16 protein-coding genes are annotated in these 16,963 nt (G+C 36.5%); 7 read left to right on the forward strand and 9 right to left on the reverse strand.

Going from position 1 to position 16,963, the window contains the following annotated elements; translation table 11 throughout:
* The first annotated feature begins 37 nt into the window (after positions 1 to 37).
* The 4 genes from CD29_RS03805 to CD29_RS03820 are packed head-to-tail and all read left to right on the forward strand — an operon-like array spanning position 38 to position 4,989.
* Entirely contained in the window at positions 38 to 1,006 is a 969-nt protein-coding gene (locus CD29_RS03805; RefSeq protein ID WP_036183050.1) for an ABC transporter permease, read from the forward strand.
* Positions 1,003 to 1,839, forward strand: coding sequence for an ABC transporter permease (locus tag CD29_RS03810; protein WP_235801771.1), 837 nt, complete (start codon positions 1,003 to 1,005; stop codon positions 1,837 to 1,839). Before CD29_RS03805 ends, CD29_RS03810 begins: the two co-directional genes overlap by 4 nt.
* The gene (locus tag CD29_RS03815; RefSeq protein WP_036183052.1) at positions 1,836 to 3,389 is read left to right on the forward strand and encodes an ATP-binding cassette domain-containing protein; all 1,554 of its coding nucleotides are present in this window, start codon (positions 1,836 to 1,838) and stop codon (positions 3,387 to 3,389) included. The genes CD29_RS03810 and CD29_RS03815 overlap by 4 nt, the downstream gene beginning before the upstream one ends.
* 28 nt (positions 3,390 to 3,417) lie before the next feature.
* On the forward strand, positions 3,418 to 4,989 hold the full coding sequence (locus CD29_RS03820; protein WP_052123990.1) for an ABC transporter substrate-binding protein: 1,572 nt from the start codon (positions 3,418 to 3,420) through the stop codon (positions 4,987 to 4,989).
* 87 nt (positions 4,990 to 5,076) lie between these two features.
* Here the strand turns inward: CD29_RS03820 and CD29_RS03825 are convergent, their stop codons facing one another.
* The 8 genes from CD29_RS03825 to CD29_RS03860 form a co-directional block, all read right to left on the reverse strand.
* The gene (locus CD29_RS03825) at positions 5,077 to 5,550 is read right to left on the reverse strand and encodes a hypothetical protein (RefSeq protein ID WP_036183057.1); all 474 of its coding nucleotides are present in this window, start codon (positions 5,548 to 5,550) and stop codon (positions 5,077 to 5,079) included.
* Between the two features lie 111 nt (positions 5,551 to 5,661).
* Positions 5,662 to 6,486, reverse strand: a complete 825-nt coding sequence (locus tag CD29_RS03830; protein ID WP_036183059.1) for an urease accessory protein UreD — start codon at positions 6,484 to 6,486, stop codon at positions 5,662 to 5,664.
* A 1-nt stretch (position 6,487) separates the two neighbouring features.
* Complete coding sequence (gene ureG, locus CD29_RS03835) at positions 6,488 to 7,096, reverse strand: urease accessory protein UreG (protein ID WP_036183063.1); 609 nt, start codon at positions 7,094 to 7,096, stop codon at positions 6,488 to 6,490.
* Positions 7,097 to 7,137: 41 nt separating this feature from the next.
* A complete protein-coding gene (locus tag CD29_RS03840; protein ID WP_036183066.1) occupies positions 7,138 to 7,824 on the reverse strand; it encodes an urease accessory protein UreF in 687 nt (228 codons plus the stop codon).
* Positions 7,817 to 8,272, reverse strand: a complete 456-nt coding sequence (gene ureE / locus CD29_RS03845; protein WP_036183068.1) for an urease accessory protein UreE — start codon at positions 8,270 to 8,272, stop codon at positions 7,817 to 7,819. The genes CD29_RS03840 and ureE overlap by 8 nt, the downstream gene beginning before the upstream one ends.
* Before the next feature lie 10 nt (positions 8,273 to 8,282).
* Positions 8,283 to 9,995, reverse strand: a complete 1,713-nt coding sequence (gene ureC / locus CD29_RS03850; RefSeq protein WP_036183070.1) for an urease subunit alpha — start codon at positions 9,993 to 9,995, stop codon at positions 8,283 to 8,285.
* Positions 9,992 to 10,315 (reverse strand): urease subunit beta, encoded by a 324-nt coding sequence (locus CD29_RS03855; protein WP_036183072.1) that lies wholly within the window; start codon positions 10,313 to 10,315, stop codon positions 9,992 to 9,994. Before CD29_RS03855 ends, ureC begins: the two co-directional genes overlap by 4 nt.
* Positions 10,316 to 10,332: 17 nt before the next feature.
* Positions 10,333 to 10,635: an urease subunit gamma gene (locus CD29_RS03860; RefSeq protein WP_036183074.1), complete on the reverse strand. Its 303-nt coding sequence runs from the start codon at positions 10,633 to 10,635 to the stop codon at positions 10,333 to 10,335.
* A gap of 380 nt (positions 10,636 to 11,015) precedes the next feature.
* Here CD29_RS03860 and CD29_RS03865 point away from each other — a divergent pair, with 380 nt between their 5' ends.
* Both CD29_RS03865 and CD29_RS03870 read left to right on the forward strand, forming a co-directional pair.
* Positions 11,016 to 11,588 carry a TetR/AcrR family transcriptional regulator gene (locus CD29_RS03865; RefSeq protein ID WP_036183075.1) on the forward strand — a complete coding sequence of 191 codons (573 nt, stop codon included), beginning with the start codon at positions 11,016 to 11,018 and terminating at the stop codon, positions 11,586 to 11,588.
* A gap of 105 nt (positions 11,589 to 11,693) precedes the next feature.
* Positions 11,694 to 13,796, forward strand: coding sequence for an MMPL family transporter (locus CD29_RS03870; protein ID WP_036183076.1), 2,103 nt, complete (start codon positions 11,694 to 11,696; stop codon positions 13,794 to 13,796).
* Positions 13,797 to 13,856: 60 nt separating this feature from the next.
* Here the strand turns inward: CD29_RS03870 and CD29_RS03875 are convergent, their stop codons facing one another.
* Positions 13,857 to 14,939, reverse strand: a complete 1,083-nt coding sequence (locus CD29_RS03875) for a nitric oxide synthase oxygenase (protein ID WP_036183077.1) — start codon at positions 14,937 to 14,939, stop codon at positions 13,857 to 13,859.
* 396 nt (positions 14,940 to 15,335) lie between these two features.
* Between CD29_RS03875 and CD29_RS03880 the strand changes: the two genes are divergently transcribed.
* Complete coding sequence (locus CD29_RS03880) at positions 15,336 to 16,868, forward strand: glycine betaine uptake BCCT transporter (protein WP_036183079.1); 1,533 nt, start codon at positions 15,336 to 15,338, stop codon at positions 16,866 to 16,868.
* Positions 16,869 to 16,963 lie beyond the last annotated feature (95 nt).

Below are 16,963 nucleotides of genomic sequence, written 5' to 3' on the forward strand. Positions count from 1 at the left end.
AAGGAATTAGCTTAAATTTTATGAAAGCAGGATGTGAATGAGTCAATTTATTTTGAAGCGGATTGTCGAGTCATTGATTGTTTTATTCATTGGCAGCATGCTTTGTTTTATTTTTATCCGAATGCTTCCAGGAGACCCAGCAGCAGCTTTATACGGAGATCAGCTCCAAAAAATGAGTGAAGCCGATCGTGTTCGTATTAACGAAAACCTCGGTCTTAATGAGCCAATCTTCAACCAATATGGAAAATGGCTTTCTCAAGTTTTTCATGGAGAATGGGGACAGTCATTAAGTTCCGGAGAGAATGTCACCACAATTGTTGTACAAGCATTGCAACCGACATTTATGTTAATGTTGTCCTCCCACTTAATAATTTTTGTTCTTGCTATCGTGTTTGGTATCATATCAGGATATTTCCGAAAATCCTTCATTGATCAGGCCATCACTGTAGTAAGTTTTTTATTTATGTCCATACCGTCTTTTTGGCTCGCAATTATACTTATGCTGTTTTTCTCTGTATATTTAAGGGTTCTGCCAACGTCTGGTATTGGAAATAGCAATTGGGGAGAGTTTCTTCGCTATATCATTATGCCTTCACTGGTTATCGCTTTATCTCATGTTGGTTATTATATTCGTCTCTTACGAAATCATATTGCTACTTCAAAAGAAAGTGGATTTGTATTTGCACTAAAGGCACGGGGTATTCCTGAGCATTTAATTTTGCTCAATCACCTGATTCCGCATGCATTTATTCCATTTTTATCTTTTACAGGTATGTCAATTGCAGTTTCACTAGCAAGTTCTGTTTTAGTAGAGACCATTTTTTCTTGGCCAGGTATCGGAAGGCTTGCTTTGAAATCTGCTCTTACACACGATTATCCCGTACTTTTAGCAGTAATAATGCTAAGTATGTTTTTTGTCATTACTGTTAACCTTTTGGTAGATCTAATATGTGCGTGGATCGATCCTCGCATACGTACAAATTTCCTTGAGGAGGGAAAAAAATGATTGTAAAACATTCATGGATGCTGAAAGCTACGTCTATCTCCTTCCTAATTTTAATTGTTGTTACTTTTATGGCTCCTATCTTTACGCCATATGAACCCCAGACTGTAAATATGTCGAAGGTTCTTCATCCACCCGATTTCATGCATTTGTTTGGAACAGATGAACTTGGGCGTGATGTTTTATCTCGACTATTACATGGAGGGCAAGTTTCTCTCCTCGTTGGTGCAACAGCCATGTTTGTCTCAATTATTATAGGAGTAAGTTACGGGGCAATTAGTGGTTTTGTGGGCGGTTTTATTGACCGTGTATTGATGCGGTTTTTAGATGCCTGTTTAAGCATTCCCTCCCTTATTCTCATGATTGGTTTACAGCTTCTTTTTTCTCAAGGTTTAATAACAATTATTTTTGTTATTAGTTTAACAAGTTGGATGCCGGTTGCTCGAATGATTCGTACAGAAATTATGGTTATGAAAAATGATGTATTTATTCAAGCATCGAAAGTTGTAGGTGCGACACCTATACGGCTCTTGTATAGACACTTGCTACCACAATGTTGGCCAACTATTACAATCATGGCGATTAGCGGCATCAGTCATGCAATTCTTGCGGAAGCAACACTTAGTTTTTTAGGAATTGGGATTCCACCTCATGAACCTTCCTGGGGAAATATGCTTATGGACGCACAAAGTCATTTACTTTCAGGAGCTTGGTGGCTAGCGTTCTTCCCTGCTATGTGCATAATTATTACTATTCTTGCAATAACATCTTCTGGGGAGTTACTGCAAGATAGATTTGAAGGCTATAAGTTCAGACAGGTAGGAAAAATACGATGAAATATTTACTAGAAATTGAAAATCTCAAAATCAGCTCTCATGACCAATTATTCGTATCAGATGCTACTTTTAGTGTAAAGAAAGGAACCCTTACAGCACTAATCGGAGAAAGCGGTTCTGGTAAAAGTTTGACTGCTAGAGCAATTATTGACTTACTTCCACAAGGTTTTAACGTTACTTCTGGGTCAATTAAATTCGCTGGAGAAAATCTATGTAAAGTGAGCACAAATAGGAAATATCGAGGAAAGAACGTTGGAATAGTATTTCAGGATACATGGCAAACATTCGATCCAATTAAAACAATCGGATATCACTTTTTGGAATTGTTTCGTGTTCACACAACATTAAAGAAACATGAAGCAAAAGAAAAAGCCCTACACCTATTAAAGCTTGTGAAAATGGATAATCCTGAAATAATCTTTCGTTCATATTCTCATGAGTTATCCGGTGGAATGAGACAACGTGTTCAGTTGGCATTAGCAATCGCATTAAATCCCCAGCTACTTATTGCAGATGAACCAACCACAGCTCTTGACTTGAAAATTCAATCGGACATTCTTTCACTTATTAAAGAATGGCAAAAACAAACAGGTAGTGCCGTTCTGTTTATAACACACGATCTTGGTGTAGTAGCAGAAATTGCAGATGAAGTAATTGTGATGAGCAATGGAAAAGTTGTCGAAATTTCTCCGATAGAGGATTTGCTTGAAAACCCTAAATCGGAGCAGGCTAAACAACTTCTAAAGGATTACCATGTACTTTCGAAATCTGCAAAAACATCTCTTAGTTTAAAAGAAAAGTTAATAATAAAAGTCGATCAAGTTTCAAAGACTTATATAAAGAAGACTTTGTTTAAAAAAGAAAAGATAGAAGCTGTTAGCAATGTCAACCTACATATTAATTATGGTGAGATTGTCGGATTAATAGGTGAAAGCGGTGGTGGTAAAAGTACTTTAGCTCGTCTAATACTAAAGCTTGAAAACACTAGCAGCGGGAAGGTGTATTGGTATGGCGAAAACGCGAATCGTAGTAGCGTACAATGGGTGCATCAGGACCCTATTGCATCCTTTGACCCGAGATGGACAGTCGAGAAAATTATAGGAGAAGGTTATGATTATTGGAAGAAGGGCAAAGGATCTAAAAAAGACTTGGTGGTAGCTGCTTTACATAAAGTCGGACTTTCATCATCAACTTTGTCTTTATATCCGCACGAACTTTCAGGCGGTATGAGACAAAGAGTTTCTCTTGCCCGCGCTCTATTAGTCGAACCTGAGCTGATTGTGCTTGATGAGCCATTTGCAAATCTAGATATGAGCTCACAATCAAGAACAATATCGCTTATCCAATCATTGAATGAGCGTGAAAAAATGTCGTTCTTTTTCATTTCACACGATATACGAGCAGCGATGGCACTTTGTCAACGTATTTATGTAATGAAAAAAGGAATGATTGTTGAAGAGACTTATCCTTCAAACCTTTTCCAATCAGCTAATAATTATACACAAGAGCTATTATCAGGAATGCCGATGATCGATAATTACAAAAAATAGTAAAATTGTACTGCAAAGGTGGAAACTAATGTATAAGAATATTAAGTTTATTTTCGTTGCTATTGCTTTTTTTAGTGTTTTTGTATTGGCCGGATGCTTAGGAGATAACAAAGAACAGGTGGACACTGCTGAAAAAAAACAGCTTATCTATGCTGTCGAATCGGAAATTAAGAAAGTGAATCCAATTCTTGATGAAAGTCAGGAAATCGACACGCTTCTTTTTCGTGGTTTAACGAAACCAGATGAGAACAATAACCCGCAGCCTGATTTAGCAGAAAGCTGGAATATATCTGAGGATAACCTGACATATACATTTCAGCTTCGTAAAGACGCTGTATGGCAAGATGGTCAACCGGTAACAGCGAAGGATGTTGCCTTCACATTCAATAAAATTATAGATCCATCGACAAATACTCCTATTTCTGGCGAGTTCAATCAGTTAAAGTCAATTGAAGCAACAGAGGATTATGAGATTGTCATCACACTCCATCATCCATATCCGCCTCTATTAGATAAGTTAAAAGTCGGCATCGTACCAGAACATATATTACGTAATGAAAATATAAATGAAACAGACTTTAACCAGAATCCTATTGGCAATGGACCTTTTAAATTAAAGGAATGGAAAAGTGATGATACGATTATTTTGGAACGTAACAGTAGTTATTATGGACCTGCACCAAAGCTAGAGGAAGTCATTTTTAAAGTTGTGCCTGATGCTAATACGCGAGTATTGCAGCTGAAAACAGGTGAGATTGACCTAGCATTGCTCGAACCAAATCAACTTGCAAGCATACACGAAGATGATCCCTTCACTGTACATGAAATATCTACAGCAGATTACCGGGCAGTAATGTATAACCTTCGTTTACCACTATTTCAAGATAAACGTGTTCGTCAAGCGATGAATTTAGCAGTAAAACGAGAGGAATTGGTAACAGGGGTTCTAGCCGGGAAAGGTGAACCTGCTTATGGCCCACTTCAAAAATCATGGGCAGGTATCCCACAAAAAGAGTGGTATACTTATGACCCAGAAAAAGCACAGCAGCTTTTAATAGAAGCAGGATGGGTAAAGGGTGCTGACGGCATTCTTACTAAGGACGGTGAGCGCTTTGAATTTGAACTCGTTTCACCTATTCAAGATAAGGTACGCGTTGCACTAGCCAATGTCGTATCTGAGCAATTAAAGCCACTTGGTATAATAGCAGTTCCAAAGCCAATTGACCAACATGCGGTAGACTATGATGGGGAAGATGCACTAATAATCGGGTGGGGGAGTGAGTTTGACCCTGACGATCACACATACCGTCTTTTCCATAGCAACGAAATTGGAGATGGAAAATATAATTTCGGAGCGTATCAGAACCAAACTGTAGATGAACTACTTATAAAAGCCCGTACTGCGACTAACACAGAAGATAGAAAAAACTATTACAGGAAGTTTCAAGAAGAACTAGCCATAGATCCAGCCTATAATTTCCTAGTTTATCTTGATGCACTGTACGGAGTTAATAAAAACGTAAGTGGAATAAGTAATCGTACACTTGGTCACCACGGATTCGGAATCCTATGGAACATTGAAGAATGGGATAAGGAATAGAATACTTTTTAGAAAATTAAAGAAGCTGTCTAGATAGAAACACTTTCTAGACAGCTTTTAATACATATTTAATGGTTAATTTTCTTGTTATTCGCAGAGGTTCTTTTCTTGCTCCACTACTTTTTCATAAATCTCTGATTCTATTAACTGTACTTGGTCATCATCAAGCTTTTGCTGAGGTTGAGGGTGGAACCATTGAATTTCCCCTTCATGCACAAAACCTTTAAATTCTTCACCTTGAATTTGCAAGGTAAATTGTTGACGCTCATGGACCCTATCTTCAAATGCGGTTGTTATTTCAATATCTTGAATGCCGCTTGAAATTCCATATTGTCTCATTAAGTCATAGATCGTAGATTCAACTATCTCCATTTTATGTTCGCCAATCATTTGTTTTGGGTGAGGATGAAGCCATTGAATCTCTTCTTCATGGAAATGGCCTTTAAATTCATTGCCCTCTATATTAAAAGAGAATGCGTAACGCTCATGGATACGGTCTTCAAACACTGTTTCTACTTCAAAACCTTTTAATACAGGTTTTGCATTTTTTTCTTCAGACATCCTAAACCCCCTCACAAAAATCTTCTACATAAAGTATTCTCAATAGATTACAGTAAATATACTTTCCTTGCAATAAAAAATGCCCGGAGAACTTACCGGGCCTTACAATTTTTAATATTTTCTTAATGAGCTCGGAACCGTCTCGAACCACGATTTTTTAATTAGACGGTGACAATTGTCAAAAATACGTTCGATTAGCTGGGTTGAGTGAGCTAAAATACGTATACTTAGTCCTGATACTGGAAGTCGAGATAGTCCAAATTTAAAATCTGTACTTTCTTCTTGAATCATTTCATAAAGTTCGTCAAGAAGGCTGTTATTAGTTAGTTCACTTACAACAATCATAGAACCCAAATGAGTATACCCTTCCATAAATCCTATTCCTGAAATAGAGTGCTTTCCTGGAGTTAATTTAATATGATCGAACACTCCAAGTTGCCCATCTAAGTAGATTTCAGTCACTAATTGGACGGTATTATAGCTGAACTTTTCTCCATTTGGAGACCAGCCTGGTGTCAGAATATCTGTATATATAAACGTTGCGCCTGTTTCCATATGAATTACATTTTTTTGCTTATAATGGGCATTCTGATAAGCAATAAGTGGATCAGGCAAATATTCTAACAAACTGCCTTTCTTAAGGGTAATCTCTGTCTCTTGATATGCCAAGCTTTTAGGAGTTTTATATACTTTTGTCGCAGATTGGGTTGTTAAAATAACCTCTGCTCCCGCATCTACAGAAATCTCCATTCTATATCGGTCCCCGTCTAAATATCCACCGCCTGGATTTAGAAGATAATAACACACCTGTCCGGAATCATCATGATAGATTGGGCGCATAACCTTTAATGCACCTTGAAAGTACGCCCTTTTTGCAACTGTTTTTCCATTTCGGTTTTCAAGGTCTAAGGATAGAATACCAGTCCAGTTTGACATGTTATTCTAACCCTTTTAATAAAGCATTTTTCGTAATCCAGTCGATTACCTCATCAAGTCCTTCATTATTCTTTAAGTTTGTAAACACAAACGGCTTATCTCCTCGAAAGACTTTTGTATCCTTTTCCATTACTTCTAGGCTAGCGCCTACAAATGGAGCTAAATCAGTTTTGTTAATGATGAACAGATCTGATTTAATCATACCTTGTCCACCTTTTCGAGGGATTTTTTCTCCTTGTGCCACATCAATAATGTATATTGAGAAATCCACTAACTCGGGACTAAATGTAGCTGCAAGATTATCTCCGCCACTTTCAACAAAAATTAGTTCCACATCTGGATGGCGTTTCATTAATTCATCAATAGCGGCAAAGTTCATAGATGCATCTTCACGTATTGCAGTGTGAGGGCAACCACCTGTTTCCACGCCAATAATTCGGTCTTCTGGTAGTACACCGTTTTGCATTAAAAACTTAGCATCTTCTTTTGTATAAATGTCATTTGTAACGACTGCCATACTTACTCCTTCAAGATGGCGAGTCAGTTTTTCCACAAGCATTGTTTTTCCTGCTCCAACAGGTCCTCCAACACCGATTTTAATTGGTTCCATTTAAAAAATCCTTCTTTCTTTACTAAATGATTAATAACAAACTAAGACATAAAAATTCGAATATTAACTCGTTCATGCTTCATTTGTGATAATTCAAGTCCTGGGGAAACAATTCCGAAGTCATCTAAAGACAGCTTTAATATTTTCTCAACCGCTTCAGATAATTCAGGTATGAATTTATAAATAATCGTTTGTCCTGCTGTTTGGCCAAGTGGTATGGCTCGCACTGCATTTTGTACTTGACTAGAAATAGCAGAATACAAATAGTATAGAATCGTATTTGATTTTGTTATGCCAAGACTATGGGCAACCATTGAAAAAACAATAGATGGGTGACCGAACGAGTTCTTTTTACGAATTTCATCTCTGTATTGTGAGAGGATTGGCAAACCGTATAATGTCTCTGTAAGTTTTAGCATTCGATCTCCGATCATTTGCGTTCCTTCACGAGTTTCACGCGGCAAATTTTGAACTGTTAGCATTCGGTCCAGCTTCCAAATTTGCGAGTGTTCATTATTCATTAGTGCATCGTAAACAAGCATACACGCTAGCCCATCTGTATAGATAAGCTGTTCATGAAGATATAGTTTGAGCCATTGAAAAAAAGTCTCCTGGTCGTGTACTTTTCCTTCTTGTATGTAACTCTCCAAACCAAAAGAGTGACTAAACGCTCCTGTAGGAAAGTTGGAATCACACAGCTGAAACAATGGGAGAATATTATTATCCATGACTGTGACCTATATGACGGAATGCCTGTTTCACTTTACGATCTTCACGTTTAAACGGAATATCAAGCTCTTTAAGTAATTCTTCTACCAAATAATCATATTGAACGAGCATATCGTCGGCCTCAAATTGAGCTGGCAAGTGTCGATTGCCCAGCTGATGTGCAATTGTCCCCATTTCTTTTATGCTTCTAGGACTAATAATAAGGAGATCCTCTGTTAACACGTCGATAACAATCATGTTTTTATCGTCCATATATAATACGTCACCTGCTAAAAGATCGCGCTGTTCTTTTAAACGAATACCTATCTCGTTTCCATGGTCTGTTTTAACCCGCTGGATTCGTTTTACTAAATGAGCACTTTCTAAGTACACTTTTTCAATATGACGTTTTTCAATTTCGCTTTTATCCATCTTTTCGATATTCGTTACAATTTTTTCAATAATCAATACTTTCACCTCAGAATAGGAAATAACGCTGCCCCATTGGCACAGTATCAACTGGGTCACATGTCAGCAGCTCACCGTTTACTCTTACTTCATATGTTTGCGGATCCACCGTAATTTCAGGTGTTTCAAAGTTTAGTTTCATATCTTTCTTCGTTAGCGTACGTATTCCACCGACAGGAAGTATGATTTTTTCAAGTCCAAGTTTTTCATGAACACCGTCATCATAAGCTGCTTGAGAAATGAAAGTAACTGAGCTTTTTGACAATGCCTTTCCATATTGAGCATACATAGGACGATAAATATATGGTTGTGGCGTCGGGATAGAAGCATTTGCATCTCCCATTAGCCCAGTAACAACTAGTCCATTTTTAATAACCATTTCAGGTTTTACTCCAAAGAATTTTGGAGACCAAAGCACAAGATCCGCCATTTTTCCAATTTCAATAGACCCTACATGTTTAGAAATACCATGTGTGATAGCTGGGTTAATTGTATATTTTGCAATATAGCGCTTAGCTCGGTTGTTATCGGCATATTCACTGTCACCTTGCATAATTCCTCTTTGCTTTTTCATCTTATCCGCAACTTGCCATGTACGAATAATTACTTCTCCTACGCGACCCATTGCTTGCGAATCAGAACTAACCATACTAAAAACACCCATGTCTTGTAGAATATCTTCTGCTGCAATCGTTTCCCTTCTTATTCTTGAATCAGCAAAAGCGATATCTTCCGGAACAGAAGGATTTAAATGGTGACAAACCATTACCATATCAAGATGCTCATCTATTGTATTAATCGTATAAGGGAGGGTAGGGTTTGTTGATGATGGTAAAATATTAAGGAAGCTGGCTGATTTAATTAAATCCGGAGCATGTCCACCACCAGCACCTTCCGTATGGTACATGTGAAGAACCCTCCCCTTCACTGCTGCCATCGTATTTTCCATAAATCCGCTTTCATTTAAAGTATCTGCGTGTAGTGCAACTTGAATGTCATATTCATCCGCTACTCTAAGCGCGTAGTCAAGAGACGAGCCCGTAGCACCCCAGTCTTCATGAACTTTAAGACCAATAACCCCAGCTTTAACTTGCTCAACTAAGGGTGACATTGAAGCGGCATGTCCCTTACCCGTAAAACCAATATTAATAGGGAGACCTTCTGCAGCTAATAACATACGGTGTATATTCCATTCACCTGGTGTAACTGTAGTGGCTTTCGATCCTGCTGCTGGTCCTGTACCGCCACCAATCAATGTTGTTGTTCCAGATGTTAACGCTGTTTGAACTTGTTCAGGATTAATAAAATGAACATGTGTATCAATCGCTCCAGCAGTAACAATTAGTCCTTCACCAGCAATAATCTCTGTTGAAGCACCAATGATAATATCCACATTATCAGTAATTAGCGGATTACCACTTTTACCAATACCAAATATTTTCCCATCACGAATCGCTAAATCTGCTTTGTAAATTCCCGTGTAATCTAAAATAACAACGTTCGTAATAACTGTATCTGCCACGCCATCACCGCGTGTTGCAAGTGGATGTTGGCCCATACCGTCCCTAATAACTTTTCCGCCACCAAAGACAACTTCTTCTCCATACTTTGTATAATCTTTTTCTATTTGAATAAATAAGTTCGTATCAGCAAGACGGATAGAGTCTCCAGTTGTTGGTCCGAACATTTCAGCATATTGTTTTCTGGACATTTTAAAACTCATGATTTACCCTCGCTTTTTAATGCTCCATCTACTTTATTATTGAAGCCATACACACGGCGTTCTCCAGCAAAATCGATGAGCTGGATTTCTTTTTCATCGCCAGGTTCAAAACGAACAGCTGCTCCAGCTGGAACGTTTAAACGTTTCCCGTATGCCTCTTCGCGATTAAATTGAAGAGCTTCATTTACCTCATAAAAATGAAAATGCGATCCGACCTGAATTGGACGATCACCCATGTTCGTAACTGAAATCGTAATAATTTCTTTTCCTTCATTACAAATAATATCTTCTTCTTTTAAAATGTATTCTCCTGGTATCATTAAGGAATTCCTCCTAACTATCGTATTGGGCTATGAACAGTCACCAATTTTGTACCATCTGGAAAAGTAACTTCAACCTGAATATCATCGACCATTTCAGGTATCCCATCCATTACATCTTCTCGAGATAAGATGGAAGCTCCGTACTCCATCAATTCGGCAACCGTCTTACCATCCCTTGCACCTTCTATTACTTCATATGTAATAAGTGCAACGGCTTCCGGATAATTTAATTTTAATCCCCTTTCTTTCCGGCGCCTTGCAAGATCAGCAGCCACTACTATCATTAGCTTGTCTATTTCCCTTGGCGTTAAATGCATTCATTAAAACCACCTTTTATTATTTTGTATAATAAAAAACTCCCTTTTTAGAAAAAAAGGGGTCACGACCTAAAGTTTAATATAATTGTTATCCCCCCAATTACCCTAATAATCTTCCTTTAGAAGATATTAGCATATTAAATTTTAAAGGTAAATTATTAGTGAAATGATTTTAATGTACAATAAAAGTTATTTCTTTAATAGTATTATTTTATAGAAAATTTAGTAGACCTATGAACAGGTATTACAGTATTTCGTATAATATTAAAACTATTAAACAATCTGTTAATGCAAGGAATATTTAGAAGATATAAAAGATCTAATTAATATTTCTTGATTTTTATACATGAACGTTCATTATTATAGGGGAGGTGAACAACTTGGCACGCGAAAGAAAATTTACAAAAGAGGAATTATATCACGCAGTAAAGCATTTACTACTTAAACATGGTTATGATGGTTTTACTTTTACTGTACTTGCAAGCTTCCTTGATGTTTCAAGAGCTGCAATTTATAAATATTATGACAATAAAGAAGAACTAATTAGTGAATATATGGTTTATGAACTAATTAAGTTTTTGAATGATCTAAAGGCAATTGGCGAAAAGAAAACATTTAACGAGCAATTTGATGCTTTGTTTGATATGATTTTTGCCGATTTGAGTCTATACGAAATTCGAGCGATGGGCATGCAAATCCCCATTATCAATAAGAAAATCAAAAACAATAAACAAAAAATAAGTGGGATTATTGTTGAATTGTATTCATCATTACAACAGTTTGTAGAGTTAGGGAAAGAGGAAAAAGTGTTCAAGAAAGATATCCCTAACAACCTTATTTTAGGAATGATTTTTGAAACGGTGAATATCCCAAATCGCGGTAATATTCCACTTCCTGAATGGGTAGAGATGATTAAAGACGTTATTTGTCACGGATTATTTACAAAAGATTAATTGACACTAGTGTAACTTTCGAGTAATAATTAAATAGCGGTATCACACCGTTATTTTTTAATCCAAAGTTACACATCCGTCACTTTTGAGAAAGGACTTAAAATTATGAAAAACTTATTGCAACAAATAACAGACCGAGTTTCGACTAGAAAGGGGAGTTGGATAACTCTTAGTATTTGGATACTTGCGATGGTCATATTGACTGTAGCTGTCCCAAGTGTAAGGGATTATCAGGTTACTTCTATTGACTCTCTCCCTGAGGAAATGCAGTCTGTCATTGCCAGTGAGAAAATTGAAGAATATTTTGGTGATAGTGAATTACTACCAGCAATCTTAGTATTACAATCAGAAGATGAGGTACTATTAGAGGATTTAGTCACTATAACAGATTCGATTATCGAAAAAGAGTTTGAAGGTTTGAAAGAAATTGTTCCAATGGGGAAATTGCCAGAACCAGCAACAAACGCATTCTTTTCTGAGGATCGTACAACTGCTATCATTCCAGCAAATTTAGACTCTAATCTAGATACTAAAGAAGTAAACGTTGTTTTAGAAGAAATTGCAGCCATTGTAAACGATCAAACGGATTTGAATTTATATGTGACTGGCCCTGCTGGAATCGCCGTAGATACTACAGATTTATTTACAAGAGCCGATGTTGTTTTAATATTAGCCACTGTTGGGATTATTTTAGTTCTTTTAATTGTAATATATCGTTCACCTTTAATAGCATTTATTCCGCTACTAGCAGCAGTGTTTGTTTACCAAATTGTTACTCAGTTGCTTGGATTGCTAGGAAAATCAGGACTGTTAATGAGTTCTCAGTCGGTGTCCATTATGTCAGTGTTGCTGTTTGCAGCAGTAATTGATTATTCATTATTTGTATTCTCTCGTTTTAAAGAAGAATTAAAACATTATGAAGACAAATATACAGCCATGAAAGTTGCGATGAGAGGAACAGGATTGCCTGTCTTCTATTCTGGCGGTACAGTATTTTTAGCTATGATTGTTCTTTTCTTTGCCAATTTAGGGGACTATCAAAACTTAGCACCTATTTTCGGTACCGCTTTAGCGGTGATTATGATTTCATCTGTTACACTTGTACCAGCCTTATTTACAATCTTTGGTAGAAAATCATTCTGGCCAGTTATTCCAAAGGTTGGTGATACTACTGTAAAGCCAAATTCAATTTGGAGTAAAATAGGACGTTTTGTTACGAAAAAACCTATTGTTTCATTATTAGTTATCGGTATTTTTATATTAGTAAGTGCATCTTACAATGTAAATTTAAAATATGAGTTTGACTTGATCAAATCTTTCCCAGAAGATATGCCTTCTAGGGTTGGTTATGAAGCATTAGAAGAAAAATTTGCACCAGGTGACCTCGCGCCAACTACGGTATTATTGGAGTCTAAAACTGAAGTCTCCGAAGAAAATCGTCAGGCTTTATTAGACGCATTAGCGAGTCAGGATTACGTTAACACTGTACGAGTAGATAATCAAACAGAGGATGGTAAAGTATTATCCTATAGCCTTACATTTGATGATAGCCCATATGCAATTGAATCCATCAATGCATTAGAAGTGATTCAAGAAAAAGCAGATGAAATATTAAATGCTAGTGACATTGAGGGTACCTTATATTTTGCTGGTGAAACAGCATCATCTCTTGATGATCGAAATACGAACGATCGAGATCTTATTGTGATTGTATTGTTAGAGACTATATTGATTTTTGTTATGCTTATTTTCCTAACAAAGTCCATTAAAATGCCAATATACATGATGGGAACGATCCTTGTTTCCTTCTTTGCAGCATTAGGACTAGGAATGTTTTTAACTAATCTATTTTTTGGTATCGATACAATTAGCACTCGAGTGCCAGTATACGCATTCATATTCCTTGTTGCACTTGGAATCGATTATAATATTATCTTAGTGTCTAGGTTCTTAGAAGAACGTGAAAAGCATTCTGTAAGAGAAGCAACACAAATAGCAGTTGCAAGTACTGGTGGCGTGATATCTTCTGCAGGTATTATTCTTGCAGCTACGTTTGCTGTTCTTATGACACAGCCAATTCAACTATTATTTGTATTTGGATTTATCGTAGCGGTTGGTATATTGATTGACACGTTCTTAATAAGAGGAATTTTACTGCCAAGTATAATTGTCTTATTAGAAAAGGATAAAGCAAAGAAAGAGATGTAATTTTATATGAATATGAGCCTGAGGGATTATTTCCTCAGGCTCTTTTATATGCGAAAGACGTTAATATGGCTTTTTTTGATAAAAATAATTGGGCTTTTTCACTTCATTGTTATATGGCTTATGGTATATATGTGTAGTTGCTGGAGATACCGGTGGAATAAGCCAAACCCAATTTCCTGTAACTTGTCTATTAGCTTCCGCCTCTTTTTCTTCGAACAACTTAAACTGGTGGGCTGCTGTATGGTGATCCACAATACTAACACCATCTTCCTTAAAAGAATATAAGACGGCGGCATTAAGTTCTACAAGTGCTCGGTCTTTCCATAAAGATATATTACTTTTCGTGTCTGCCCCCATGAGAGATGCTACTTTGGGCAGCATATTATATCTTGAATCATCAGCTAAATTACGTGCGCCGATTTCTGTCCCCATATACCATCCGTTAAATGGGGCAGCTGAATATGTAAGTCCTCCAATTTCAAGACTCATTTCTGTAATAATTGGGACTGCATACCATTTAAGCTCGAGGTCCTCAAACCATTCGTATTGTGAGTGTCTTAGTGGTACTTCCATTACGAGATGTTGTGGGATGTCAAACAGTTTTGGAGGGTTTTCATCTAGTTGTATAACGATTGGGAGCAGGTCAAACTGTCCATATTTTGGTTCCCAGCCGAGTGCTATACAAGCTTCAGTGAACTCAAGGGAATGTGGATCCCCAATTATTCCATCTTCCATACGATATCCTGCATAACGAATCAATTGATGATTCCATAGTCGAACTTTCTTTGTTGGTGTGTTCTGGTGAAAAACTGATATCGTTGGTCGTATACGTCCTTCATTTGTTGCATATTCAATATGTCGCAACAGTGCATTAAATATATCTTCTTCCGTGTTTAAATGCCTCTCGTCGAACGTAGTTAAACTGTTCCAAAACAGCCTTCCAATACAACGATTACTATTTCGCCAAGCTAATTTTGCACCATAATCAAGTTCTTCTGTTGTATGGATATAATAACCTTGTTGTTCAATCATTTCTTTTACTTCAGCTAATCGTGATTGTAAGTGTTGCTCTGATTTATGTAATTCTTTATAACTTAACTCGAGAAATTCTTTTGCTTCTTTCCATAATAGAGTGTTGTCCAATATAAAACCTCCAATGAAGTTCAATCCAAGCTAACTATAACACAGTTCAAATGCACTAGAGCGTTAACGATTTAGCAAATATAACTGTGTTTTACATATTTGACACAATACTTTCGTTTTTTTGTAAGGGCAATTGAAAAATCTTATCAGAACCCCAATTAACCCCACAAATAACTAAATCTCACAACCCCAGAATTGTTGAGTTTTTTCCAACAAGTTTCTTTCTATTTTTAGCAATTTTTTAATTGCTTTTGGTAAATGATAAACACCTTTTTTCTCTTTGTAATAATGCAATACACTTAGGGACAGAATAAAGCAGAACATATAGATACTTCAATACGTAAATATTTTTATTGAAATAATAAAGTGAAACTTCTAGCCAGAAAGGAATTCATGATGAAAAAGGTTTCGAACGTATTTTGGATCTCAGTGATGATTGTTCTAGCTGCATGTATATTCGGTGTTGTTGCACCAAAGAATTTCGAAGAAGTAACAGGAAATATACAAGCATTTCTTACATCAACTTTCGGTTGGTATTACTTAATTTTAGTTACAATTATTGTAACCTTTTGTATTTTTCTCATTTTCAGTCCAGTGGGAATCATAAAGTTAGGAAAAACAGATGAAGAACCTGAATTTACAAGAGCCTCTTGGTTTGCAATGTTATTTAGTGCAGGTATGGGAATTGGTCTTGTATTTTGGGGAGCGGCAGAACCACTTTCTCATTTCATGACCCCTCCTCTAGCTGAGCCAGGTACTGATGCAGCTCATAAAGAAGCAATGAGGTACACTTTTTTCCATTGGGGTATTCATGCATGGGCAATTTATGCGATAGTAGCATTATCTTTAGCCTACTTCAACTTCCGTAAAGGAGAACCTGCCCTTATATCTGCTACTTTGAAGCCTGTACTAGGAAAAAAAGCAATGGAAGGAACTCTCGGTACTATTATTGATGTATTAGCTGTTGTAGCAACAGTTGTTGGAGTTGCAACAACTCTAGGATTTGGCGCAACACAAATTAATGGGGGACTATCTTTTTTATTTGGAATTCCAAGTAATTTTACCGTTCAATTAATTATCGTTGTTATTGTTACCATTTTATTTTCCATCTCAGCATCAACTGGATTAGGGAAAGGGATAAAAATTTTAAGTAATGCAAATATGATATTGGCAGTTTTACTACTAGTATTAATGTTTATCATAGGACCAACTCTCCTTACCTTAAATATGTTAACAGACTCTCTTGGTGGCTACATACAAAATATTGTTCAGATGAGCTTCCGTATTGCTCCACTAAATGAAGAAGATCGTTCTTGGATTAATGGTTGGACAGTCTTTTATTGGGCATGGTGGATCTCTTGGTCACCATTTGTAGGTATTTTTATCGCTCGTGTATCGAAAGGAAGAACGATTCGAGAATTTGTCATCGGAGTGTTATTACTTCCTACTCTTGTCTGCTTTATTTGGTTTGCGGTATTTGGTACAGCAGGAATTGAGGTTCAAAAATCAGTAACTCATGATATATCTCAATTAGCAACAGAAGAAGTTTTATTTGCAATTTTTAACGAATTACCTTGGTCCACAATTTTATCGATCATTGCAATTGCACTTGTTAGTGTATTCTTCATTACCTCAGCAGATTCAGCAACCTTTGTGCTTGGTATGCAAACAACTTATGGTTCACTTAACCCATTAACGGCAGTAAAACTAACTTGGGGGATTTCGCAGTCAGTTGTGGCTTTAGTATTAATATATAGTGGTGGATTACAAGCACTGCAAAATGCATTAATCATAGCTGCATTTCCTTTTTCTTTTATTATGATTTTAATGATGATTTCACTTTACAAATCATTAGTTAAAGATAAAAAAGAACTGGGGTTGTATCATAAACCAAAGCCAAGGAAAAAAGGAGAAAATCAAAAAAATTAGCTAAAAAGTTATTAGTATGTAAACTGGATTTCATTGTACATTGAGATCCAGTTTTTATATTCAAGTTCTAAAATAGAAAAAACCCTTTCTCGAAT

The organism is Ureibacillus manganicus DSM 26584 (assembly GCF_000772945.1).
In the GTDB taxonomy this organism is placed as follows: domain Bacteria; phylum Bacillota; class Bacilli; order Bacillales_A; family Planococcaceae; genus Ureibacillus; species Ureibacillus manganicus.